Source organism: Mucilaginibacter sp. P4_D1 (assembly GCF_056401935.1).
This window is the reverse complement of the sequence record NZ_JBFUIJ010000027.1, coordinates 58,881-83,922: the sequence shown is the minus strand read 5'-3', so window position 1 is coordinate 83,922 and position 25,042 is coordinate 58,881. Positions and strand designations below refer to the sequence as shown.

The window sequence follows — 25,042 nt, the reverse complement described above, 5'->3', positions numbered from 1 at the left end:
CATTGGGGGATAGAAAATCAGTTGCACTGGCAACTGGATGTTGGTTTTGGCGAAGACCACAATACCACACGCAACAGGCAGGCCGCTCAAAACCTGGCAGTCGTCAGAAAAATAGCCTTAAATATTCTGAAAGCTGATAAAACCAGCAAGGCCAGCCTGAAGGCCAAACGAAAAATGGCTGGTTGGAACCATAAATTTCTGTTAACGCTTATCGCTAATAAAAATTTCTAATGCGTCAGCCCTGCCTATTTAACTACCAATTCGGTAGATTATCCAAAAAATGTGCATATTTGGGGTTTAATGTTTATTATTTAACAAATTAACACACACAATGAAAGTCGCAGTAGTAGGTGCTACTGGCTTAGTAGGCACCAAAATGTTGCAGGTTCTGGCAGAACGCAACTTCCCCGTTACAGAATTAATTCCCGTAGCTTCCGCAAAAAGTATTGGTAAAGAAATCACTTTTAAGGGTAAGCAGTTTAAGGTAGTTTCTGTTGAGGATGCGATTAAGATGAAGCCGGACGTTGCAATTTTCAGCGCCGGCGGCAGTACTTCATTGGAGCAGGCACCGCTTTTTGCGGCAGCAGGCACTACAGTTATTGATAACTCATCGGCCTGGCGTATGGACCCAACCAAAAAACTGGTTGTGCCCGAGGTAAATGCCGATGTATTAACCGCAGAGGACAAAATTATTGCCAACCCAAATTGCTCAACTATTCAAATGGTAGTGGCCTTAAAACCATTGCACGATAAATATAAAATTAAACGCGTAGTAGTATCTACCTACCAATCGGTAACCGGTACCGGCGTAAAAGCTGTTGACCAGTTGTTTAACGAGCGCAAAGGTATTGATGGGCCAAAGGTTTACCCTTACACTATCGACCTGAATGTGATACCTCAAATTGATGTGTTTACCGACAACGGTTACACCAAAGAGGAAATGAAAATGATCCTGGAAACTAAAAAGATCATGGGCGATGACAGCATTAAGGTAACTGCCACCACCGTTCGCATCCCGGTTATGGGTGGTCACTCAGAGTCTGTAAACATCGAGTTTTTACATGATTTTGATTTGAGCGAAGTACGCGAGCTATTGGCCAATTCGCCAGGTATTGTGGTGGTTGATGATACCGCCAACCTGAAATACCCAATGCCGCTTGACGCGCACGATAAAGACGATGTTTTTGTAGGCCGCTTACGCCGTGACGAAAGCCAGGATAATACTTTAAATTGCTGGATAGTATCAGATAACCTGCGCAAAGGCGCTGCTACCAATGCCGTGCAAATTGCAGAATATCTGGCGGCAAAGCATTTGATTGGCGCGCCGGTTGAAGCGTAATTATTAGTGAATGGTTGATTGAGTTGATTAAGAGAGTAGTTTTAGCGCTTGTTAGCTCAACCCAAAACTTAAAAATATCACAGGGATAGTCGGTTGATTATCCCTGTTTTTATATAAAAGCTCCCCGTTAACATGGCCAACCCTGCCTGTTAGTTAACTGCTGCCTCATAATTAAGTAAAAAGATGTTTATTAACATAATTTAACGGTGTATCTACGTTAACTTATTACGTTTAATAGCGTCATTTGTATTTCAATTACATTATTTTATTTCACAATGAAAACTAAGATAATTATAGCAGCCGTTGCCGTTTTTGGCAGTTTGTACAGCAGTGTGGTTAGTGCGCAACAAACTACCTTACTTGCCGATCAAAACCCGCGATATAAAGAAAGCCAGGCTAAATATGCCCGCGGTGCAGATAGCCCTACCAGCTTACAAGGCACAACCATACAGGATACCTACAAAGCCTATGACTGGTACGAGGCTAAGCTGGAACGCCGCCGCCAAAACCGTGAATGGAGGCACCAGGAACGCATGAATGGCTACTTCGATTATACACCGTCATGGGGAATTTACGATAATTACTATTCGCCATCAATCAACTTTGGCTTTGGCGGCCGCTGGGGGCGCGGCGGATACCGCGGAGGCCGTTCCGGTATCGGAATTGGTTTTGGCTGGTATTAAATAGCGCCACGCATCACTTACTATCATAATTTAACAACCTACTATCAATGAAATTTAATAACATTTTAACTATTGCTGCACTTGCAGTTTCAACACTTTTTGCTGTCTCATGCTCAAGGCAGGTAACACGCGTTAGCACCGATCAAACTATAGATGTAAGCGGTAACTGGAATAACAGCGATTCCCGGATGGCTGCCGAAGAACTAACCGGCAAAATTTTAGGCGCAAGCTGGATCCAGACTCACCAAACCGATCACCAGGGCAAAAAGCCGGTAGTAATTGTGGGTTTTGTCCAAAACAAAAGCCACGAACATATTGATGCCGAGACTTTTTTAAAGGATATCGAAAGCTCATTTATTCAAACCCAAAAGGTGCGTTTGGTACAGGGTGGCAAAAAACGCGAAGAACTGCGTGCCGAAAAAGCCGACCAGCAAACCAATGCTACCGTATCAAGCATGAAACAGTTTGGTTTAGAAAACGGTGCCGATTATATTTTGCAAGGCTCTATTAATTCGATAGTTGATTCGCAAAAACGCAAAAAGGTTGTTTACTACCAGGTAAACCTTGAACTTACCAATATTCAAACAAACGAAGTGGTTTGGATTGGTGAGAAAAAAATAGCCAAATACGTAACAAATTAAAGTAAGTAAGCCCTGGCGCTGGTACGCCATGTTCAGGGTTGCTTACAGCTTAAAATGATAAACATACGTACGCGTTTTTTCCGCGCATCACCAGTTATAGGGGTGATGCTTTTTTTATTTGGTTGTACCACTTACAACCAAAGCCTTACTTCTTATTACAAAAATGTTTATGCTGGTAACTATCCCCAGGCCGAAAAAGACCTGGATAATAATGGCCTCATCCAAAAGCCGCGCAATAAACTCCTGTACCTGATGGAGAAAGGGCGGGTGGCGCACCTGAGAGGAGAGTATGAATCAAGCAATAAGTATTTCAACAATGCCGATCAATTATTGGATAGTGGCTTAAGCGGTGCGGCCGACGCGGCCGTTGGCTTATTGGTTAACTCGATGTCGCAAACATATAAAGGCGAGGATTTTGAAAAATTCATGATCCACTATTATAAGGCGCTGAATTACCTTTATCTGAACAATACCGAAGATGCCATTGTTGAGGCCCGCCGCATCACCCTGCAGGCGCAGGACCAGGGCGATAAATTTAACAATAAAGACAACCGTTACTCAAACGATGCCTTTGCATTGATGTTCCAGGGCATGCTTTACGAACGTAATAACGATGTAAACAATGCCTTTATATCATACCGCAACGCTGCCGAGATCTACCTGAAAAACCCCGATCAAACTTATTATGGCACGCCGATGCCCATGGGATTAAAGGAGGATGTGATCAGGACCGCCCTGTTGAACGGCTTTACAACCGAGGCCGATAAATTCGAGAAAACATTTGGCATACCATACACTCCTAATAAACCAGCCGAAGGCGGCGAGCTGATCTTGTTTTGGGAAAACGGCCTTGCGCCGGTTAAAACACAGGACGATTTATTTTTTAGCCTGGTAAGGCATAGCGATGGCGGTTTGTTTTTTGTTAACGGGGCAGGGTTAGAGATCCCCTTTAACTATAGCGGCGACAGGAACAGGGTGAACCTGAAATCTGTTGAAAGTTTGCGGGTAGCCTTTCCAAAGTACATTGCCCAAACGCCTTATTATTTAAGCGGCAGCATCAGTGTAAATAATGAACAAGTACCTTTTGAAAAAGCCGAAGATATTAATGAGCTGGCGTTTAAAACGCTTCAGCAGCGTACTTTAAAAGAACTGGGCAAAGTGCTTGCAAGGCTTGCTGTAAAAAAAATGGCCGAATACGGCCTGCGTGCCGCGGCCACAAGCGATGGTAAAACAAACGGCGTTTTAGAAGGGCTGAGCTATGGTGTACAACTTTACAGCCTGTTATCTGAAAAGGCCGATACCCGCAACTGGCAGTCCCTGCCTTCATCTATTTCCTATGCCCGCGTACCGCTGCAAAAAGGGGCTAACAAAGTAAGCATCGTACTAAAAAATGCCCAGGGCACTACCGAAACCAAAACAATTGAGATACAAGGTAACGGAACAATGCAGTTTTATAATTATGCAACCTTAAGGTAGGGCATGAATAATAGTTGAATAAATTTAGTTACAACGAAACAGCAGAAACGATAAAATACCCGCCGTTGCAGGCTACGAGGATGTAACAAATAATTACATTACCTACAAATTCAACGGGCAATGTTTTGATAAGGTAAAATGCAGATAGCCCGATATAGTTATAAATTTCAACTATTATTTATAATTGCGGCCGATTTTTACTAACTTGTTACCAATGAAAGCCATTAAGCTCGTCGTTGTTTTATGTTGCTGTTTTATCACAGCCAATCTATCTGCCCAAACTATCAGCAGTCCGCAGGCTATTGAGGCCGATCTGCTCCGCATTTTTAAGCGCGTTAATTATTATGGCACGCATAAAAAGGAATGGAAAGCTGTTGATTCCTTGAAAAAGATGAACAGCATCTTTGCCTTCAAGCTTAAATATTACACATCCAAATACCCTTTTACTATCGATTTAAAATTCACATCGCTGGTAAAAGAGCGTATGGTTATCGCAACTTCGGCAGATGGTTTGTTCCGTACGTATTCCTGGGATACCCGGCTGGGCAATGGTGGGTACGATTTTGATAACATACTGCAATACAAGGTTAACGGCCAAACGCTATCGCTGTTAAAAATGGACCCGCCGGGCAAGGAAGCCTACTGGTTCCCCAAGATTTACACCTTTACGGCCAATAACAAAACCATGTATTTGGCTGTCTACAACTCGGTAATGTCGGCCAGTAAAGCCGGGCAGGGCATTCGTGCTTACGCTATCGAAAAAGGTGTGCTGAACGGACGTGTGCCCATGGTAAAAACCCCTACTGCCGTATTAAGCCGCCTGTATTATGAATATAACCTGCAATCGGTGGCCGATTGGGATACTTTCCCGAGCATCACATTTGATTATACTACAAAAACAATACATACCCCCCTGGTTGATTTCAGCGGCAAAATGACCCGCAAGGTTATCACCTATAAATTTACCGGAAGGTTTTTCGAGAAAGTAAAGAGTTAGCGCCGGGGCCTTTTACTATCTTTGAGATGTAAATTATGATCTCATTCGCCCACCGTGTTTTTATGGAAGTTGCTGCCAATTTGAGCTTTTCAAAGGCTGCACAGGTGCTGTTTGTAACGCAGCCCGCTATAAGCAAGCATATTAAGGCCCTGGAAGATCAATATAAAGTACCCTTGTTTGAGCGAAAGGGCAACAGCATCCTGCTTACCGAAGCGGGCAATAAGCTGAACGAATACCTGCAGCAAGCCACCGAAATTGAACGCAAAATTGAATATGACCTGTCGGTACTCAGCAACCTGTCGCAGGCAGCAGGCCATTTGCGCTTAGGGGCCAGCACTACCATTGCGCTATATATTTTACCGTCAATACTATCGGGCTTTCAGCGCGAGTACGCCAATGTGGATGTACAGCTGGTAAACCGCAACTCCGAATATATCCTGAATGCCTTACTGAATCACGAGGTTGATATCGGCATTATCGAAGTTGATAATAAACTCACAACAGTATCCTATAAACCTTTCATGAGCGATGAGGTGATCCCGGTATGCTCGGCAAAAAGCCCGTTGGCGGGCAAATCGCTAACCTTAAAGCAGTTTGTTAAAACGCCACTGGCCGTGCGCGAACGGGGTTCTGGAACACTGAACGCGGTTTTAAAATCGCTGTCGGCACTGCACATTAAACCGGCCGACCTATCGGTAAAGATCCGCCTTGGCGGCACCGAAGCGCTTAAAAACTTCCTGCTGGCCGATCAGTGCCTTGGCTTTATGCCCCGCCCATCTATCATCCGCCAACTGGCCGAAGGCGACCTGGTTGAAGTACCCATCGAAGGCCTGAAAATTACCCGCGATTTCTTTTTCATTCGCCGTAAGGGAACGGAAGATTATGGGCTGACGAGTAACTTTATCAATTATGCGTTGGAGCATATAGGAAGCTGACCTACAAAATACATTATGCCACTGAAATTAAAATCATCAGCTAACGCAGATATACATCAAGTCGTTATTTATTGGATGGAGTTACTATCGGCAGAAAAATACACTGAAGCTTTTGAATTGACCTGGCACGACCCTTACTATCAGTGGACGCCATCTCTTTTAGAGAAAGTTATTAATGGATATGGCCTGCTCGATCAAACGCTGGATATCATTCATAAGGTAACATCGCCCCAAACCGCTGTACTTGACATAAACAATCAAAATATATACAAGGATATTTCACTTTTCGACACTCCTTTGAGTCGGAACCATGGCTCACCAGAATTTGAGATAATTGGTGATGTTTTTTATGACCTGCCTATAGACGGACACTGGAGCGACTTAACTGCCTCATTTAGAATATTACAGGGAGCCGATTTTTTCGGGCTCGAATTAAATGATATCCACGTACTCTGAGTTTTATAAAGTAGCAAAATTTGCATCCCCATCTATTTTAAAATACTTGAAACCATCTAACCGCTGGCCTGTATTTATATTGTACTTAATTTATTATAGTAATAATTAAAATATACAGTTATGGCAAGTTTAAATGATCGTAAGGTAGCTATCCTTACCGAAGAAGGATTTGAGCAGATTGAGTTAACAAGCCCAAAAGCAGCCCTGGAAGCAGCAGGAGCAACTGTTCATGTGATATCGCCTAAAGCAGGCAAAATAAAAGCATGGGACAAAACCAACTGGGGTATCGAAATCAATGTAGATAAACCACTGAGCGAAGTAAGCCCCGATGATTATGATGCCTTGGTTTTGCCTGGCGGTGTACTAAACCCCGATAAATTAAGGCAAAATAAAGATGCAGTAGCTTTTGTATCGGCATTTTTAGATGAAGGAAAACCGGTAGCAGCCATTTGCCACGGCCCGCAGGTGCTTATTGAAAAGGGATTGATTAATGGCCGCCGCCTTACCTCATACCCATCTTTAAAAACCGACCTGATAAATGCAGGAGCCGATTGGGTTGATGAAGAGGTGGTGGTTGACAACGGACTGGTAACAAGCCGCACCCCTGCCGACCTGGATGCCTTTAACCGAAAAGCCATTGAAGAGATTGCCGAAGGCGTGCATCACGGCGCTTAAACCCAGCATGATTAAGATAAGCGCAAATAATATCGAATAATGAATGTTGAAGCTCCAATACCGACGTATTCACTTCATTATTCGATATTGGACGTTCAGTATTGGATATTTAAATCGATTATAACTCCTTAATTTATGCTTTAATGTTTGTTGCCAAACCCAAATTCGCGATAGGTATCGGGCATGCTGCCGTTATTGGTAAAAGCAAAAGTGTAGGTAGTGCCCCAGCTTTCAAAATCGGCATTTTTATCTTTCGATGCTTCAATATGTACCGAGCTTAGCATGTATATCCCTTCGCGGCTTAGTTTAAAAAATATAAGGCCGTTTGCATCAGCGCTCAATTTCTGGGGATAAACATTACCGTTGATAGTTTTTACGTACACAATAACTACGGCATCTTTTAACGGCTTACCATGAAAAAGAACTTCGGCAGTAACATCATCGCCGTAATCGGCTTTGTAGGGGTTTTGTTTAATTACAATTTCGTATTCCTCGTTCAGCGGTTTATCAAAATCCCGGTCGGTTGGCTTATCAACAGTTACCAACGTTTTTAAGTAACGGGTTGTTTTTTCTACAAAGTATTGCTGATTGTTGGCTTTTGCTTCTTCGGCAATTTGGTCAAGCCCTTCGCTGCTCAGGTATTTTAAAAACTTGTTTCTTTCCGATTCTACATTCTCACTTTTGATAACCTCGATGGTAGCCAAACCAGGGCTTTCCAGTTTGTAGTTTAATATGTTTGCAGCCGTATCTTTTGGCGATTTACCCAGGTCAGTTTGCTTTTTCCCCTCGTACAATACAAATTTCGAGATCTTGGCGCCGTCGTATTTGTACTCTCCCTCTTTTGCAAATTCATTACCGCTTAACAGGTGCAGGTTAATGTTATCGCCTTTTTTCATGTAGAAGCTACCCGGCAGTAAAAAGAAATCTTGCGCGTAGGCCGTAAAACTAATAATTAACAACACCGCCAATAATAAATATACAAATCGTTTCATCGTTTTCAGTTAGGAATTACCAAACATACAAAGTTTAACCCGAAAAAATTATTTTTTGACCCTGTTCGGGGCCTCGCCATTTAAAAACTTCAGTAGTTTTACCTTATGATTTTTGATCGTAAAAACCTTGATACCGACACTTTACTGTCTTTTTACAGAAAACTGTTGCTGCCGCGCATGGTCGAGGAGAAAATGCTCATCCTGTTAAGGCAGGGCCGCATTGGCAAATGGTTTTCGGGCATAGGGCAGGAAGCCATTGCCGTTGGCAGTACCCTGGCTATGGCCGATGATGAATATATTTTGCCCATGCACCGCAACCTGGGTGTTTTTACAACGCGTAATATCCCGCTTTCGCGCTTAATGGCGCAATGGCAGGGCAAACCTTCGGGCTTTACCAAAGGACGCGACAGGTCGTTCCATTTTGGCACGCAGGAATACAAAATCATCGGGATGATATCGCACCTGGGGCCGCAGCTGGCATTAGCCGACGGCATAGCGCTGGCCGATGTATTATCTAACCGGCATAAAGCCACCCTGGTTTATACCGGCGAAGGCGCCACCAGCGAAGGCGATTTTCATGAGGCCTTAAACATCGCCGCGGTTTGGAATTTGCCCGTTATTTTCCTTATCGAAAACAATGGGTACGGCTTATCAACCCCAACCAATGAGCAATACCATTGCAGTCAGCTGGTTGATAAAGCCATAGGCTATGGCATGGAAGGCCGCCGCATTGATGGCAACAATATTTTAGAAGTTTACCACACCATAACGGATATTAAAAACAGCATCCGCGAAAACCCGCGCCCGGTTTTGCTGGAGTGTATGACCTTCAGGATGCGCGGGCATGAGGAGGCCTCCGGGACCAAATACGTGCCGCAAAACTTATTTGAGTGGTGGGGCGCAAAAGATCCGCTGGCTAATTTTGAGAAATATTTACTGAATGAGCGCGTGCTGCTACCCGAATGGATCCCGGTGATCAGGAAAGAGTTTACAACGCTTATCGAATCGGAATTTGAAAAGGTTTACAGTGAGGCTGATATTGTGCCTGATATTGAAACCGAAGTAGCCGATATGTACCGGCCATACCAATTCCCGGCAAACCAGCCACTTGCAAGCCCGGCAACCAATAAACGATATATAGATGCCATTAGCGATGGCATGCGGCAGGGTATGCGCAAATACCCCAACCTGGTAGTTATGGGACAGGACATTGCCGAATACGGCGGCGCGTTTAAAATAACCCAGGGATTTGTAGAAGAATTTGGCAAAGGCCGGGTGCGTAACACGCCCATCTGCGAATCGGGCATTGTGGGCGCAGGTATGGGCTTGGCGCTCAACGGCTACAAAGCTATTGTTGAAATGCAGTTTGCCGATTTTGTTACCTGCGGGTTTAACCAGATTATTAATAACCTGGCCAAAACCCATTACCGCTGGGCGCAGGCTGTTGATATAGTTGTACGCATGCCAACCGGTGCCGGCACTGGTGCAGGGCCTTTCCACTCGCAAAGTAACGAGGCCTGGTTTACAAAAACGCCGGGGCTTAAAGTGGTTTACCCCGCTTTCCCGGCCGATGCCAAGGGCCTGCTACTGGCCGCAATTGACGACCCCAACCCGGTTATTTACTTTGAGCACAAATACCTGTACCGCAGTATTAACGGTCCCGTGCCCGATGATGATGTGCTGATAGAAATTGGCAAGGCCAACATTGTACAACAAGGCGAAAAAGCTACCATCATTACCTTTGGTTTGGGCGTACACTGGGCAATGGAGTATGCGGCCAAACATCCTGAATTATCCTTAGAGATCATCGACCTGCGCAGCCTGCTGCCATGGGATAAGCACGCTGTAGAGCAAAGCGTGAAAAAAACAGGCCGCGCGTTGGTGTTACACGAGGATACGCTCACCAGCGGCTTCGGCGCCGAGATAGCAGCCCACATTGCCGAGCATTGCTTTAAATACCTGGACGCCCCGGTAATGCGCTGCGGCAGCCTGGATACAGCCATCCCCATGAATAAAGCCCTGGAAGATCAGTTTTTGGCCAAAGCAAGATTGGCGGAAATGATGGATAAATTGCTGGGGTATTGATTGCCTTGTTATTGAAAGCTAATAGAGCCGCAATTATCTGCAGACGTTTATTGGCCAAACCAAGAGGTCGTATCATAAGTCAAAATGACTGTCTGAGAATCGCCTGTAAGAAAATTGACTCCATCAGGTATCCGAATAAATCACGTAAAAAGAGGCTGATCATGATTTATGATACAGCCTCTTCACCCCGAAAAAAAGTCTTAATTCTTGATTCTTGCCTCTTGATTCTCTCCCCTACTTCCACTTTAAGCTCTTAATCAACACCTCTACATCCTTTTTAACAAAGTTCAGGGCTGGTTGTACCGAGTCAAGGCGTGGCTCGTTGTTAAAATAAAGAGCTCCACGCAGGTAATTTTTTGTGCTATCAGTAAGGAAAAATTGGGCCGACGATGCCGCGTTGCCATCAATGGTATAGTAAATGCCGTATACCTTGCGCTCCGGATAAGCAATAATGCCCTCATCAATTGATGTGGCCTTTATGGTATGCTTGAAAGCGAAGGTGCGGGCATCCTCGGTTAGCTGGTTAAATTCTTTTTTGGTGGTTACCGGCTGATAGCTCAAGTGCAGCGTGGCATGAAAAACAGGAAATTGCATGTTTACCCAACACGGCTTTGCATTACCGCTCTTGTCTGGCTCAATAACAGCGTATTTAGGGTAAGTAAAGCTATAGGGGCAGTCGCCATCATATTCCTGGTATTCCTTTTTGGGGAACACAATGCGGGAGTAGCCACGGGGTTTGGGCGAGTAATCATGATTGCCGCCACAGGCAGCTAAAACAAATAAACCTAAAACCAGTGATGTTAAATACCTCATACACGCAGGTCTTTAGTATTCCATATCTCCCATGATTTTTCGGCCTGCAATACCAGCATTTCGTAACCGTTTTTGGTGGTTGCGCCACGTTCGCGGCCTTGTTTTAAAAACAGGGTTTCCTCGGGGTTGTAAATCAAATCGTACAGTAAATGCTCATCGGTAATGGCCTCGTAGGGTATCGGTGGGCATTCGTGAATATTCGGCGATGTGCCTACAGGCGTGGTATTGATGATGATTTTATGGTGTTTGATATGTTGCGGTTTCAAATCGCTGAATAGTAAATGATCGGGATGTGGTTTGCGGGTAACAGTTTTGTAGGTAATGCCCATATTTTCCAATACACAGCGTACCGCCTTTGCCGCGCCGCCATCGCCCAAAACCAGGGCCTCGTCATTCGTATCCTTGATGAGTGGTTTTATCGACATCTCGAAACCATACAAATCGGTGTTATAGCCTTCCAGCCTAAAATCGTGGCCGGTAATGCCAACCTCGCCTGTAAATGCAGCCTGCAAGGGGCTTTCGGCGCTTATGCAAATACAGTTTACGGCGCCTGCTGTACGGGCATCGTGCTCAACCCAATCCAGGTATGGTATAATGGAAACTTTATGGGGGATAGTAACATTTAAACCTACAAGGTTAGGGTGTTCATCCAGCAAGTCCTGTAAATCTTTAATATGTTCCAGCGGATACACATCGTAAACTGCATCTTCAATGCCTTCGGTTTTAAATTTCTCGGTAAAATATTTTTTCGAAAATGAATGCGAAAGCGGAAAGCCTATAAGCCCGTAGTGTTTCATGTATGTTTATTTAGTATCGCCTAAAATAAAAGCCTAAAGATATACACAGAAATGATAAGTGCCATATCAAAATCACTGTACTTAAGAACAAGCAAATATTGTTATTGATTTTAAAGAAAGAAAAAACAAAAAGGGTAAAAAAACTTGACTTAAGGGTAAAAACGTCTGTTTTTAAGAAATACCCATGCGAATTTTAAGAAAAAATGTACTTTAGGAAACTGTTTATGCCCCCTGATAATCAATCTTTAATTTTGCATCTGAAAAGATATCTGTTGGCCTGTTTGCTGCTAATAAGCACCATGATGGCTTACCCGCAACAAAAAAACAAGGAGCCACAGCTTAAACTGCTGCGGCAAATGAAGAACGCTGATTCGGCAGCAACTTTCGCAAAAAAACTAACCGACTCGGCAAGGAAAAATCACGACCAGCTTTTTGAAGCAAGGGTGCTATTGGCGCAGGCTTACCAGGCATATGGTAGCGGCAACGAAAAAGACGCGTTGGGTTTTGCCCGGCAGGCTGTAAAGGTCTCATCGCCGGCCGATACCACAACCTTCGAACGATCAGCAACAATGGTGGCCTATATGCTGAGCCGGCAGGGTAAAAACGTAGAAGCTTTAAATGTGGCCTTTGGTATTTTAAAAGAGTGCGAGGCGCGCGGATGGAAAGCGGCGGGCATTGATGCAAAAATGTGCCTGGCCGATATTTACCGCGTTATTAAAAATGTAAAACAAGCTTTACCGTTTGCCCGGCAGGCGGCAGATGATGCTTTCAGCATTAAAGATACGGCATCCTATACTTTTGCTTTAAGCAATATATCAAACATTCTATCCGAAGTTGACACTTCCTATGCCGCTAATGAAAAAGCGGCAAATATTCTGGAACAGATACTACAGCCCCGTTATAAGAAATTTGTGAGCGATTTTACCCGGGCCCGATACTTAGGCAACCTGGCGCGGTTGTACATACGTAACAAACAGGAAGACCGGGCGATAAAAACCCTGTCAGAATCGATGGAGATTGCCCGAAAGGGAGGCTTTAAATCATTGGAGAAACACAACTTGAATGAGTTGATGACTTTATACCGGCTTAAAGGTGATTTTAAAAAGGCGATTGCATATGGCGAGAAGGCAATAGTAGCCGAACCTGCTTTGCAAACCAGTATATCCTTACAAAGAAATATATACAGCCAACTTAACCAATCGTACCTGGGTATTGCCGATTATAAGAACGCGTTGAGGTATTCTGATCTTTTTCATAAGCTAAATGACAGTATAACCGCCGCCGAAACCGCACGCGAGGCAAACGAGCTTGATAAAAAATACCGTGCCGACAAACGCCTGCTTATAGCATCTAACCAAACCCGGCTGCTATCTGTTCAGCGTAATTATATTATCGCCATAGCATTGCTTGTTGTTATTGCATCCGGTATTTTGTACAACTGGCTTATTGCCAAAAAAAGGCGCGAGGCAAGATTAATGACAGAAGAGCATAAACAGCTGGAAAAGCTGGACGCCCTTAAAACTCGTTTTTTTGCCAATATCAGTCATGAATTACGCACCCCGCTAACCTTGATACTTGGCCCAGCCGATCAATTGCTCAATACCACCGAAGGCCTAGATAAAGAACAGCAACAAAATAATTTGATGACCATACTGCGTAACTGCAAAAAGTTGTTAAACATGGTAAACGAGTTGCTTGACCTTGGCAAGCTGGAAGCCGGCAAACTAACGCTGAAGTTAACTCCCGTGGCATTAGCCTCGTTTATAAAAGTAATATACCAGGGATTTTCATCTGCAGCGGAATATAAAAAAATCAGCTACCGGTTAGTTTGCGACATCGCGGAGGATACTTTTGCACTGCTTGATGAAGATAAGTTTGAAAAGATATGTAATAACCTGATCAGCAACGCGGTGAAATTTACCCCGCCGTTAGGTTCGGTGACGTTAACAGTACAGATTGCCGGGGGTATGATTATGCTGAATGTTGCTAACACGGGTACGGGGATTCACCCGGATGACCTGCCCCATGTTTTTGACCGTTACTACCAGGGCCGGCGCGAAGATGATGTGCCCGAAGGTGGCACCGGCATAGGGCTTGCCATTACCCGCGAATTTACCGACCTGATGGGTGGCGCGATACAAATAGAAAATGCATGTAACGCCGGTACCGCCTTCACGGTGCAGATACCTTATATATCAGCAGAAAGTCACAATAAAGCCCCGTTAACCAATGAGCTGCCAACCCCCGCAAACTTGCAACCGGATATACATCATAACGAAAGACAAACCATATTGCTGGTAGAAGATCATCACGAAATGGCCGCTTATGTAATGAGTGTTTTAGCGCCGTTTTATAACGTGGTTACGGTATTGAACGGAATTGAAGCACTTGCCAGGCTGCAGGCCCTGCCTAATATCCCGGCGCTGATTATATCAGATGTAATGATGCCGCACATGGACGGCTTTACCCTGCTGCAAAAACTAAAAGAAAATCCTTCGCTTTGCAACATCCCGGTTATTATGCTCACCGCACTGGCAGATCATCACCATAAACTAAAAGCGCTGCACACCGGGGTTGATGATTATATAACCAAACCGTTTGTAAGTGCCGAGCTTATTGCACGTACCGGCAACCTGATCAACAACGCTACAGCAAGGGCGGTTACAACGGCTTATGAACTGGAGGAAATAGGTGGAGCAGATGCAGCTGATAGTCTATCAGAAATTCAGCCTGTTTCGCCGGCCGACCTTGCCTGGCTAGCCGAAATAGAATTATTGGTGAGGGCGCAGGTCGGCAAAACAGATATTAACCTTGCTACGCTAAGCTATAACCTGGCCATAAGCGAGCGGCAGTTATTCCGGCGCATTAAAAACATCACGGGCTTAACACCTAACAAATACATCCGCGCCATTAGGCTACAAATTGCCCGTGAGGCCATCGAGAGCGGAAAATACCGCACCGTTGCCGAAATATCATATGCAGCAGGCTTTGATACACCTGCATATTTCAGCAAGTTGTTCAAAGAGCAATATGGCCGCGATGTGAGTGAATTACTATAGCCGATGGTTAAAAAATTGCTTAAAAGAAGTAACAAGGCGGTTTCATTATCTCAATTGGCAGTTTCATAATGCAAAATGGCAGTTTTGTTAACATGGTTTGGCCCACCTTTGTGTAATGCAAAGTGCGCCTGTTTATGAATATTATAGTTAACGAACGAATGTTAAAAGAAAATACTACCCCGCTACCAATCAAAACCTCTGTGAGCTGTCCGCGGTGTAAAAACAATGCCTGCCAAAGAATCCGCAGAGGGGCGTTGATTAAAACGTTGCTGCCATGGATGTCGCTTAAGCATTATTATTGCGATAGGTGTTTTAAAAAGTTTTATAAAACGGATAAGTAATTGTCCCTGTAAATATCCAATTGTACCCTTTTGCCCCACGGTTTTTGGCTTAACCGATATATCCCACAGTTATCTAACGGCTGTGGTGATATCGGGGTAAAAAGAGTCAAGAACCGAGAGTTTAGAATCAAGATAGGTTGTAAACAGGATTTGTTTCCTGATCCCCGATATCTCGGCCCGCATTCCAAACCTAAATTTTACTATATAAAAAGCCCTGGGGAAAACATCCCGGGGCTCGGCAGTGTATGGTAAGGTTAATTATAAACTCAAAAAATGATCGAATGTGTCGCTTCGGATGCCCAGGCGTAATGTTTCCAGCGGGATAATATCCGCGGGGGCTATGTTGCCCAGGCTTACATTGGCGCCAATAAGCTTAATAAACCAAACTTGTTGGGCTTTTTGCGGGGCTTCCCAAATAATGGTGCCTTCGGGTATCTGGGTGAGTATCTCATCAACCAGGCCTTGCCTTACTTCGCCCGAATCGCGATAGATACCTACATTACCGCTTTCGCGGGCTTCGGCAATAACCTTCCATGAACCGGCCTCAATTTCGGCGTTCATGAGCTTGATCCATTTATAGGGCGCAAAAATCTTTTGCACATCCTTTGATCCTACTTCAGATATTACGGTAACCTGTTTGGCTAGTTTGCGGATGTATTCGCATTTAACATCGTGCTCAATAGTGATTGAGCCGTCTGACACCTCACAATGCTCCAACTGGTATTTATCCAGCAGACGGCAATAATCATCGAACTGGTTACGTACAATAAAGGCCTCAAACAAAGTGCCGCCAAAGTATACCGGGATTCCGGCTTGCTTATACAGCTTTATCTTTTCATCCAGGTTGGGGGTAACGTATGATGTTGCCCAGCCCAGTTTTACTATATCGGTATGTGTGGCGCCAACCTCAATAAAATCTTCAACCTGCCTTAAGCTTAAACCTTTGTCCATTACCATGGTAATGCCCTTGTCGCGGGGTTTAGCTGTACGTTCGGGTAAATTATTGATGGTGTAATTCATATCGCTGTTCTGGTTATAGCCTATAACTAAAAGTACTAACGCCGGCAAAGGTCGTAAAAAAATTCATAGGAAAAATGAAGGAAATGTTAAATTAAAACAGATGTGCGGATGGCGTACCATTTGAGGATTTGAAAATTTGAGGATTTGAAAATTTAAAAAGAATCCTGCTTAATCTCGAAAATCCTGTCCAAAAAAAGCCCCGCATGGCGCAGGGCTTTCACACATATTAACTATTTATAACTGAAAAAACTCAAGTTTAAATAAAGCGCCTGCACGTATCGGTATTCAAAGTAAAGCTACAAATGGGTGTTATTAGGGTATGTTATATCAAATTTATTATTCTTAAACTGTCATTCAATTTTAGAGTTTTCCACAATGTGTTCACAAGTGCCCATTTTGAGGCTTTTTTGTTGATTTACTGCAATAATTTTCAACATCAACTGATAGTTGAGTTTTCTTTTTTGTAAATTGGGCTTGACTTAACTACTATGAAAAAACTGTTTTTAATTGCCCTTGTATTGTTATTTGCTTTTGGAGCTAATGCACAGGACAAGCCAACTTTGTACAACCCGGCTGCCAACGCCAGGGCCGAAATTACCGCGGCGGTTAAACAGGCTGCCAGCCAGCATAAAAATGTACTGTTACAAATTGGAGGCAACTGGTGCAGCTGGTGCATCAGGTTTAATAACCAGGTAACTGCCGATACTACACTTAATACCTACATGAACAAAAACTACATAGTTTTGCATGTAAATTATAGCCAGGAAAATACTAACGACGCTTTAATGGCAAGCCTTGGCTACCCGCAGCGTTTTGGCTTCCCTGTTTTTATTATACTGGATGATAAGGGCAACCGCCTGCATACCCAAAATTCCGAATACCTGGAAGAAGGTAAAGGCTATAACAAGAATAAAATACTGGAGTTTTTTAAGGGCTGGTCGCCAGAGGCACTTGACCCTAAAGTTTACAACAAAACCAAATAAACCCCTTTTTAAGCTAAGCTACTGGCAAGCAATTGTTTACAAAAACATCTATTTATAGATACAATACAACACGGGTTTATTTTGTAATAAACCCGATACAAAAGAAAAATTATTTTCTAAAGGTTAAATATTTTCTCAATTGTTAATTAACTTAGTTTATTGTTTCACCCTTAAAAATCAAACTTATGGCAAAGCACACCACTCTTAAACGAGGTCAGTTACTTAAGTACATTGGTAAAAGGTGGAAGAACCTGGACATTGGCAGCCCTATCATGAAATTTTTAGGCTATGATAGTAATGGTTTTGCCGATGTATGGGTTGAATACCAGGGCCGCCTTATGCTGCTGGCCATCGGAGAGGTTGAACTGGCAATTTAGCCAACAACATCTGTTTCTCACACAAACTCAGGGAGCCCTGGTCAGTACGCTGGTCAGGGCTTTTTGCTGCAGTACTTTTGGATAAAGCTATCCGCCTTATCGCTACCTATATTACGGATGAAGTTCCAGTCGGTACAGGCGCCGGCTATATCATTTTGTTTTAATTTCTCGGCGGCCTTGTTAAGGATATCATCTATCAGTTCGTCATCAAAACCCAGTTGTTTTTTAAGCGCTATGATAGTGTTTTCTTTAGATAGATCGGCCTTGCCCTGGTACTTGTTAATGTAGTAGTTGGTAACCGCGTTTTCAAGTTCCTGCCTGTTTTTATAATCGGTGATGGCGGCCTGCATATCCCTGGTAGTTGACTGCCCACATCGCGTTTGATCGGGATCAAACCTAATGGGCTGCACCAGGTTGGTTGCGGGGTTATAACCAGCAGGCAGCACCCATAAGCCGGAGGTTAACTTGATAACCCGCAGGGCTTCGTCGTCCAGGTCAATTCCGGGCCCTTGTTGTACTTTGGCATCGGTTACCCGTCCTTGCTTATCCAGCCGGAAAGCTACGTTTACCGTACCTGAAATACAGTTGCGGCTCGAATACTCCGGGTAAACTATTTTTGATTTCAGAAAATTATCCAAGGCACGCTGCCCACCCTTAAACGCAGGCTGGGCATCGGCGGCAAATGCAGCTGTTAATGCTATTATATTGAAGAGCAGGCGCTTTATCATACTATAAATATCKACAATAAAACGGGAATAATATTTGGGGAGATAAAGAATGTTGGGTGATATGAACAAAGGCTTAGGCTATTGCAAACCATAAGATTTCGAAGCAAGAATAATGTATTGACGAAAGACTTACGAAGTTTTAAAAACTTCGTAAGTCTGGAAATTTTCATTTATTCATTGCTGACTTCCAAGCCCCTCTTTACGGCGAAGCCTCGCCGGGTGAGTCGTCGCCACCATGCAAATGTGTCATTATCTCTTTCATGCCTATTGGTGATGCATCAGATATCCGGATCCATCACCAATAGCTTTCCGGGCTGATTTATTTTGTAAATTTACTTCGATCATATGGAATTTGAGACGCAATATATTAGCCCCGATATTAAGCTATCGCTTTTTAGCGGGAAGTGTTTTAAAACAGAAGTGATGTTTGAGCATCACATCCTGGTTTGGTTTATTTCGGGCGAAACAAAAATTATACAGGCCGAGGCCAGCTATATTTTTAACGCAGGCGATATATTTTTGGTTCCGCGCAATCAGCTGGCAACGGTTATTAATTACCCCAAGGATGGCCAGCCGCATAAGGCTGTGGCCATGCACCTCACTACAGGGAAACTGAAGGATTTTTACTCGAGACATAAGGCTGTTGGCAAGGTACAACCGTTGCAAAAGGTGTACAGGTTTACCAAACACCCTTTACTGGAAAGTTGCCTTGCATCGTTAATCCCTTATTTCGATCTTGACGAAAGCCTGCCTGCCGACCTGGCCCATATAAAAATTGAAGAAGCCATCAGTATCCTCCGGTCAATTGATAACAGTGTAGACGGCTTGCTGGCCAACTTTGCCGAGCCCGGCAAAATAAACCTTGCCGACTTTATGGAACATCATTATATGTTTAATATGACCTTAGATAGGTTTGGCTATTTAACCGGCCGCAGCCTGGCCACATTCAGGCGCGATTTTAAAAAAGCATATAATACCACACCCCAAAAATGGCTGACAGAAAAACGGTTAAAGCTGGCCCACTACCAAATTGCCGAAAATAAGCGCAAACCTAACGATGTGTATCTTGAAGCAGGGTTCGAGAACCTGTCGCACTTTTCATATGCATTCAAAAACCTGTTTGGATATCCACCCAATGGTTTGCTGCAAAAATAGAATACAAAACGGGAGCCCCCGATTTTTCAACCTGGAGTTCCCGTTTTCATGATAGCGGCCATCGAACTAAACCCGAGCCGCTTCCCAGATGTTTGTCGGCTTTTTCTTTTCACACACTTAGCGATTTAATTGCCTAACCGGGTATCCACCGATTATTTACGAGTATTGTGGCTTAAGGTAATTGGAATTGGTCACTCACCATTATAGGCCTGTTGCAGGGTTGCGACCTGAACTTTCTTCATCGTCATAAAAGTTTCCGTAACCCGCGCAATTTGTTCGGGGCTGCCGTTTTTGAGCGCATCGAACATAACGGTAGAGGCCACTTGCCACGATACGCCGAATTTATCTTTTAACCAGCCGCATTGCCCCGCTTCGCCATCAGCTGACAGTGCCGACCAATAGTAATCAATCTCTTCCTGGGTTTCGCAAGGGATTAATAACGACACCGCATCGTTAAAATTGAAACCATGCGAATGTGCGCTATCCATAGCGGCCAGCCAGGTTTTATCAATATAATAATCGGCAAACAAGAGTGTGCCTGCTTTATCTGGGCCCATATGTTCCGGGCGCGATGCTGTGGTACCACGTTTGCTATCTTTAAATACGGAGCAATAAAAGTCGATTGCTTCATTGGCTTTACCTGCAACTGGTGGGGTAAACAGCAGCGAAGGAACTATTACGGGCCTTTCCTCGCCGGTTGGGTCTGTCAGTATCAGTTGCCAGGATACACCATATTTATCTTCGACCCAGCCATACCGCTTGCTGAAAGGGTAGCTATCCAATGGCATCATTATTTTGCCGTTTTCGATAAGTTTATTCCAGATTTCGTCGATATGTTTGTCAGCCTCCGGGTTGCGCGAGGGATCAAAATTGACCATAAATGAAATGGACGGATTGATACCAAGTTTGTGCCCGGCACTAATGCCGAAGAACGACTGGCCTGCAATAGTAAATTCTACTACTTCACATTCGCCACCGGGCATTGGGAAGTGATTGGCATAATTGACGGCCGAATCGGGCATGAACGATGCGTAAAATTCAGCTGCTTGTTTTGCATCCTGGTCGAACCAGAGGTGTGGTTTGATGGGTAACATAGGTAGATAATTTTGGTGTTGATAAAACGTTAAAATTTGCCGGCATTAATTTTTAATGGCAGCTATTTAACTATCTCAAAATTAAATGATTTTTTGTTGCCAGCACATGGGCATCCGGGACAATTTGCGGGGTGTATTGCGACAGGATTTAACGCGCGATTGGCCTGTTACACTATATCAAAGCCCGTATTTTTCATTCAGGCTATTTAACAAACAGGAAGCAAGGGACAAAAAAATAGGATAAGCTTGAAAAAACAAGCTTGCCCGATTTCGATATAGGGGAACATCACCTGAATCCGTGTCTTCGTGTTATGAACCTGGAGTGGATTATTGCTTTTAGTTTTTTATAATCTTTTCTTTTACCAGTTTTTGATCGCCAAACAGTATTCCTAAAAACAGTATTGCGCCTAAAATAACAATCCATTTAAATTTAAAGGCAACTGCAAAAAGCTGGTTGCTTGCGTCGGTATTAACAAATGCCAGCAATTTATAAAAAGCCGCAAAACCAGTTGCCAATACAACTAAAGACACTAAATAAAATTGAATGTCTTTTTTCCGGTTGATTTGTGCCTGTAAACGTGCTTTAACTTTTGAAGCAAAGTTATATGGCAAACCCTCTTTGGGCTCTTCTTTCAGTTTTTCAAACAAAAGCTGGTACTGCCCCAGGCTTGTTTGCTCATCTGCCGATAGCGAATCGCCGGACAATCTTAGGTCACCTTCCAGCAACCGCTGTATTTCTTCGTCATTTAGCTCTTTCATAATGGCTCATTTTTGGTGTCTTTTTCTATTTTTTCCTTCAACAGTTTTCGCGCCCTGAACAAATTGCTCTTTATTGTACCTTCGGGCGTGCCGGTAATCTGCTCTATTTCCTGTACCGAAAATTCATTTAAGTGATACAATGTTAGTACTGTTCGGTAGGCCAGCGGCATTTGCGCTATCAGCTGGTTAATATATTCGGAAATGTTCTTTTTTGTTAAAACCTGCTCAGGAGTTTCATTGGTAAAGTAATAGTTGTCTAAATTTTCCGGGGAATCGTTCTGGCGTTGGTTTTTATATTTTTTTGTGTAATCGATGGCAGTTAAATAAGCAATACGGGCTATCCAGGTAGAAAGCTTCGACTCAAATTTAAATTTGGGCAGGCTATGGTGTACCTTAATAAAAACTTCCTGGCAAATATCCTCCTTATCCTGCAAATCCTGTACAATGCGGTTAGTTACAAAGAATACCAATTTTTCATATTCTTTTACTAATAGCTCAAAGGCGCGGAAATCTCCCTTAATTATCCTGGATATAACTTCCCTTTCATTTAACATATTACAGTAGTCATCCGGCAGCGCAAAACGGTTGCAAAAAATAATAAAAAATAATTGCAACCGATTATCTTATTTTGCTGACTACTGTATCAAATCATTTAAAATAACAACATCATGAAACAGTTACTTCCTTTTATCATCCTCATAGTGTTTTTCATCATATTAGCAGTTTTGATTGTTGCCCTGTTTAATTACAGGCTCAAGAACAGGATACTGGATGCCGGGCCGCTGAATGAAAGCTCGGTTAAATTTTTAGCACAACTCTCGGGCTTTGGTACCGAATCATTAAAGTGGGGCATCATCCTGTTTTTTGCCGGCATTGGCCTGGTAACTATGCAATACATCCCCTACAGCGCCGAAGATTCGCCGCTGCCGTACGGTGTCGAAACGATCTTTATATCCGCCGGGTTCCTGACTTATTATTTAGCCATTCAAAGAAAAAAAGGCAGGCAGCAATAAGCCCGGCTAACACATCCAATTAATTTTTTACATCCCTTAAAAGCGCTTCGCAGCCCTTAATGGATAACTACATCCCAAATTTTCTACCATTAAAATTTTTATCACAATGAAAACTAAACTTAATTCCATCTGCATAGTATTAATTATCAGTGCATTATTAATGCTTAATAAAGCTGCGCTGGCGCAATCTGCCCCAGGAGCTTATCGCTTATCCGGTAAAATAATTGATTCTGTTAGTCACGAGCCGTTGTCATTCATCACCGTTAGGTTAAAAGATGAAAAAGGCGAGCCGGTGCGGGCTATGGTAACAAAAGATAGCGGCCTGTTTGTTTTTTCGGCATTACAAACCATGCGTTACCATATAACCATTGTGGCCGTAGGCTATCGGCAAAAAGCCATCACTGTCGATCTGTCTGGAAACACCAGCCTGGGCAACATTTTCGTTGCAGCACAAGTTACCTCGTTAAAAGAGGTGGCGATTACTGCCGACAGGCCCATCATTAATCAAAAGGCTGATAGGGTTGTTTATGACCTGAAGGCTGACCCGGAAAGCAAAGGAAGCAGCGTTTTAGGCATGATGCGTAAAATTCCCTTTATCTCGTTAGATGGCAGTGACAATATTTTGCTAAAAGGGAATTCCAGTTATAAGGTACTTATTAACGGCAAATCCTCAAGCATGGTGAATGGCAACCTGACAGCCATACTCAGAAGTATGCCTGCTTCTACCATCCGGAAAATTGAGGTGATAACCATACCTCCGGCTAAATACGATGCCGAAGGCCTGGCCGGGATTATTAATATCATCACCGATAAAAAAGTGAACGATGGCTATAACGGAACACTGAATGTGAATGAAAGCGGTCCGGCCGGCGGGCCGGGACTTGGCGGTTCATTTACTGCTAAAATGGGCAAATTTGGCGTTTCGGCATTCGGTGGGGCAAGTATATATAATTCTCCGCAAACCAGTTTCTCCAATAGCAGGACAAGTTCAGGTGAATCTGCCGGGAATTTGCAGCAGGAGGGTTCCGGCAAATCAAATAATAAAGATGCCTATTTCGGAACACAGTTAAGTTATGAAATCGACTCTCTTAAACTCCTCTCTGGCCAGTTCAATATTAATGGGAGCCGTTCAAACGGCAGCAGCAGCCTTTCTTCTGCTTTAAATGGGGCTAACATTGCACCGCAGCATTATGACCTTTTGAATAATAATACAGGCACATCTTACGGTATTGATGCAGCGCTGAATTACCAATTGGGCTTTAAATCTGTAAGGAACCGATTCATGACATTTTCTTATCAATACAGTACAAACCCCAGCGATCAGAATACAGAAATCAGCTTTTTAAACCAGGTTAACCAGGCAGCGCCAAACTACCAGCAATATGATCACGAAAAATTCAGGGAGCAAACCGTTCAGGTGGATTTTGTAACACCGGTAAAAATGGTAAATATGGAAGCCGGAGTGAAAGCTATATTCAGAAATAATGCAAGCGATTTCAGGTATAACTCATTAAACCCTGCCAACGGCGAGTTTGAATTGAACACATCGCTATCAGACTTGTATACCAATAATCAAAATGTGTACAGCGCATACAACTCTTACCAGGTTTCATTAAAAAGCTGGAACATTAGTGCCGGGGTACGGCTTGAGCAAACTGTGACACGGGCCGATTTCATTTCATCCGGGTCTGTTGCTGATCAAAATTACCTTAACGTTGTTCCGTCATTTGCAGTAAGCAAAAATTTCAAGAACGAGAGCAGTCTTAATTTCGGTTTTTCACAACGGATAAGAAGGCCGGGAATAAACAGGCTGAATCCATATATCGATCGTTCTAACCCAAACATCGAATCAACCGGCAATCCAAACCTACGCCCGGTGATGTTAAATGATGTGCAGGCGGGTTATAGCAGCAACAAAAAGCTGTCAGTAAATATCGGGCTGGATTATTCGTTCATGAACAACCTCGATCTTAAGGTCACTCATTTTAACAATGCAACGCAGGTAACCAACACCACTTATGCCAATGTGGGCAAGGCCCAAAGCCTGGGTGCTAACTTTAACATGGGTTACCCGGTAAGCAAATGGTATAATGTGAATTTAAATGGCAACCTGATGTACCTGTGGCTATCTGGCCCAAATGATGGCGTTATTAGCCATAATAACCGTTACATTTATTTCCTTGCTTTATCCAACGCCTTCCAGGTTAGTAACGGCTGGCGCATTAATGCTGATGTGAATGTGATAAGCCGTAACCCCAACGGCTTGCAGGGCACCTCAAACGGGATGGTAAGTACAGCATTTGGAGTAAACAAAAAGTTAATAAAAAACAAGCTGGGTTTTGCTGCGGGTATCAAAAACCCATTCACCAAATACCGCAACAATCAAAATCAGACCTTTGGCCCTAACTTTTCACAATACAGCACCGGCAGGGAATATTTCCGGTCCTTTAACATCAGCCTGAACTATAATTTTGGAGGTTTGCGGGATGGTATCAAAAAGAGTAAAAACGAGATCAGGAATGATGATCTGTCGAATTGAAAACGGTAGAACCCGAAAAGCAGGTTCGCCTTTGCAAAGAATAAAACAACGGGACAGGGTTAAATGAAGAAGATTCCAGTGGCAT

24 protein-coding genes are annotated in these 25,042 nt (G+C 43.5%); 16 read left to right on the top strand and 8 right to left on the bottom strand.

The genetic code is table 11. The annotated features are described in order from the left end of the window. From AC1DV1_RS20505 to AC1DV1_RS20465, 9 genes are all read left to right on the top strand, one after another. A partial coding sequence (locus AC1DV1_RS20505) for a transposase (protein ID WP_477362666.1) occupies window positions 1-231 on the top strand: 231 nt, incomplete at its 5' end. Between the two features lie 100 nt (window positions 232-331). After that, window positions 332-1,339 (top strand): aspartate-semialdehyde dehydrogenase, encoded by a 1,008-nt coding sequence (locus AC1DV1_RS20500; protein ID WP_477362664.1) that lies wholly within the window; start codon window positions 332-334, stop codon window positions 1,337-1,339. 275 nt (window positions 1,340-1,614) lie between these two features. Further along, complete coding sequence (locus AC1DV1_RS20495; protein ID WP_477362662.1) at window positions 1,615-2,022, top strand: hypothetical protein; 408 nt, start codon at window positions 1,615-1,617, stop codon at window positions 2,020-2,022. Between the two features lie 47 nt (window positions 2,023-2,069). Continuing rightward, a complete protein-coding gene (locus AC1DV1_RS20490) occupies window positions 2,070-2,663 on the top strand; it encodes a penicillin-binding protein activator LpoB (RefSeq protein ID WP_477362660.1) in 594 nt (197 codons plus the stop codon). Between the two features lie 54 nt (window positions 2,664-2,717). Continuing rightward, entirely contained in the window at window positions 2,718-4,139 is a 1,422-nt protein-coding gene (locus tag AC1DV1_RS20485) for a COG3014 family protein (protein WP_477362658.1), read from the top strand. 214 nt (window positions 4,140-4,353) lie between these two features. Further along, window positions 4,354-5,136: a hypothetical protein gene (locus tag AC1DV1_RS20480; RefSeq protein ID WP_477362656.1), complete on the top strand. Its 783-nt coding sequence runs from the start codon at window positions 4,354-4,356 to the stop codon at window positions 5,134-5,136. Between the two features lie 35 nt (window positions 5,137-5,171). After that, window positions 5,172-6,071, top strand: a complete 900-nt coding sequence (locus tag AC1DV1_RS20475; RefSeq protein ID WP_477362654.1) for a LysR substrate-binding domain-containing protein — start codon at window positions 5,172-5,174, stop codon at window positions 6,069-6,071. A gap of 15 nt (window positions 6,072-6,086) precedes the next feature. Continuing rightward, on the top strand, window positions 6,087-6,527 hold the full coding sequence (locus tag AC1DV1_RS20470) for a hypothetical protein (RefSeq protein ID WP_477362652.1): 441 nt from the start codon (window positions 6,087-6,089) through the stop codon (window positions 6,525-6,527). Between the two features lie 120 nt (window positions 6,528-6,647). Next, on the top strand, window positions 6,648-7,202 hold the full coding sequence (locus AC1DV1_RS20465) for a type 1 glutamine amidotransferase domain-containing protein (RefSeq protein WP_477362650.1): 555 nt from the start codon (window positions 6,648-6,650) through the stop codon (window positions 7,200-7,202). A gap of 140 nt (window positions 7,203-7,342) precedes the next feature. Here the strand turns inward: AC1DV1_RS20465 and AC1DV1_RS20460 are convergent, their stop codons facing one another. Then, a complete protein-coding gene (locus AC1DV1_RS20460; RefSeq protein ID WP_477362648.1) occupies window positions 7,343-8,194 on the bottom strand; it encodes a DUF4198 domain-containing protein in 852 nt (283 codons plus the stop codon). A gap of 105 nt (window positions 8,195-8,299) precedes the next feature. Between AC1DV1_RS20460 and AC1DV1_RS20455 the strand changes: the two genes are divergently transcribed. Then, on the top strand, window positions 8,300-10,279 hold the full coding sequence (locus tag AC1DV1_RS20455; RefSeq protein WP_477362646.1) for an alpha-ketoacid dehydrogenase subunit alpha/beta: 1,980 nt from the start codon (window positions 8,300-8,302) through the stop codon (window positions 10,277-10,279). Between the two features lie 234 nt (window positions 10,280-10,513). Here AC1DV1_RS20455 and gldD read toward each other — a convergent pair whose 3' ends face one another. Both gldD and AC1DV1_RS20445 read right to left on the bottom strand, forming a co-directional pair. Next, window positions 10,514-11,092 carry a gliding motility lipoprotein GldD gene (gene gldD / locus AC1DV1_RS20450; RefSeq protein WP_477362644.1) on the bottom strand — a complete coding sequence of 193 codons (579 nt, stop codon included), beginning with the start codon at window positions 11,090-11,092 and terminating at the stop codon, window positions 10,514-10,516. Further along, window positions 11,089-11,889, bottom strand: a complete 801-nt coding sequence (locus AC1DV1_RS20445; protein ID WP_477362642.1) for a shikimate dehydrogenase family protein — start codon at window positions 11,887-11,889, stop codon at window positions 11,089-11,091. Before AC1DV1_RS20445 ends, gldD begins: the two co-directional genes overlap by 4 nt. Window positions 11,890-12,245: 356 nt before the next feature. On the opposite strand from AC1DV1_RS20445, the gene AC1DV1_RS20440 reads away from it, so the two are divergent. Next, window positions 12,246-14,948 carry a hybrid sensor histidine kinase/response regulator transcription factor gene (locus tag AC1DV1_RS20440; protein ID WP_477362640.1) on the top strand — a complete coding sequence of 901 codons (2,703 nt, stop codon included), beginning with the start codon at window positions 12,246-12,248 and terminating at the stop codon, window positions 14,946-14,948. Between the two features lie 599 nt (window positions 14,949-15,547). Here the strand turns inward: AC1DV1_RS20440 and AC1DV1_RS20435 are convergent. Continuing rightward, window positions 15,548-16,309, bottom strand: coding sequence for a phosphosulfolactate synthase (locus AC1DV1_RS20435; RefSeq protein ID WP_477362638.1), 762 nt, complete (start codon window positions 16,307-16,309; stop codon window positions 15,548-15,550). A 488-nt stretch (window positions 16,310-16,797) separates the two neighbouring features. On the opposite strand from AC1DV1_RS20435, the gene AC1DV1_RS20430 reads away from it, so the two are divergent. Both AC1DV1_RS20430 and AC1DV1_RS20425 read left to right on the top strand, forming a co-directional pair. Then, complete coding sequence (locus tag AC1DV1_RS20430) at window positions 16,798-17,292, top strand: thioredoxin family protein (protein ID WP_477362636.1); 495 nt, start codon at window positions 16,798-16,800, stop codon at window positions 17,290-17,292. Between the two features lie 185 nt (window positions 17,293-17,477). Continuing rightward, the gene (locus AC1DV1_RS20425; RefSeq protein WP_147054918.1) at window positions 17,478-17,669 is read left to right on the top strand and encodes a hypothetical protein; all 192 of its coding nucleotides are present in this window, start codon (window positions 17,478-17,480) and stop codon (window positions 17,667-17,669) included. Window positions 17,670-17,722: 53 nt separating this feature from the next. On the opposite strand, the gene AC1DV1_RS20420 is transcribed toward AC1DV1_RS20425, so the two are convergent. Further along, window positions 17,723-18,397: an energy transducer TonB gene (locus tag AC1DV1_RS20420; RefSeq protein ID WP_477362634.1), complete on the bottom strand. Its 675-nt coding sequence runs from the start codon at window positions 18,395-18,397 to the stop codon at window positions 17,723-17,725. Window positions 18,398-18,742: 345 nt separating this feature from the next. On the opposite strand from AC1DV1_RS20420, the gene AC1DV1_RS20415 reads away from it, so the two are divergent. Continuing rightward, a complete protein-coding gene (locus AC1DV1_RS20415; RefSeq protein WP_477362632.1) occupies window positions 18,743-19,552 on the top strand; it encodes a helix-turn-helix domain-containing protein in 810 nt (269 codons plus the stop codon). A gap of 191 nt (window positions 19,553-19,743) precedes the next feature. Here AC1DV1_RS20415 and AC1DV1_RS20410 read toward each other — a convergent pair whose 3' ends face one another. The 3 genes from AC1DV1_RS20410 to AC1DV1_RS20400 form a co-directional block, all read right to left on the bottom strand. Beyond that, window positions 19,744-20,646, bottom strand: coding sequence for a VOC family protein (locus tag AC1DV1_RS20410; protein ID WP_477362630.1), 903 nt, complete (start codon window positions 20,644-20,646; stop codon window positions 19,744-19,746). Between the two features lie 336 nt (window positions 20,647-20,982). Further along, on the bottom strand, window positions 20,983-21,405 hold the full coding sequence (locus AC1DV1_RS20405; protein ID WP_477362628.1) for a hypothetical protein: 423 nt from the start codon (window positions 21,403-21,405) through the stop codon (window positions 20,983-20,985). Continuing rightward, complete coding sequence (locus AC1DV1_RS20400; protein WP_477362626.1) at window positions 21,402-21,959, bottom strand: RNA polymerase sigma factor; 558 nt, start codon at window positions 21,957-21,959, stop codon at window positions 21,402-21,404. Before AC1DV1_RS20400 ends, AC1DV1_RS20405 begins: the two co-directional genes overlap by 4 nt. A 114-nt stretch (window positions 21,960-22,073) precedes the next feature. On the opposite strand from AC1DV1_RS20400, the gene AC1DV1_RS20395 reads away from it, so the two are divergent. Further along, on the top strand, window positions 22,074-22,418 hold the full coding sequence (locus AC1DV1_RS20395) for a hypothetical protein (protein WP_477362624.1): 345 nt from the start codon (window positions 22,074-22,076) through the stop codon (window positions 22,416-22,418). Window positions 22,419-22,524: 106 nt separating this feature from the next. Beyond that, window positions 22,525-24,957, top strand: coding sequence for a TonB-dependent receptor domain-containing protein (locus AC1DV1_RS20390; RefSeq protein WP_477362622.1), 2,433 nt, complete (start codon window positions 22,525-22,527; stop codon window positions 24,955-24,957). Window positions 24,958-25,042: the final 85 nt, after the last annotated feature.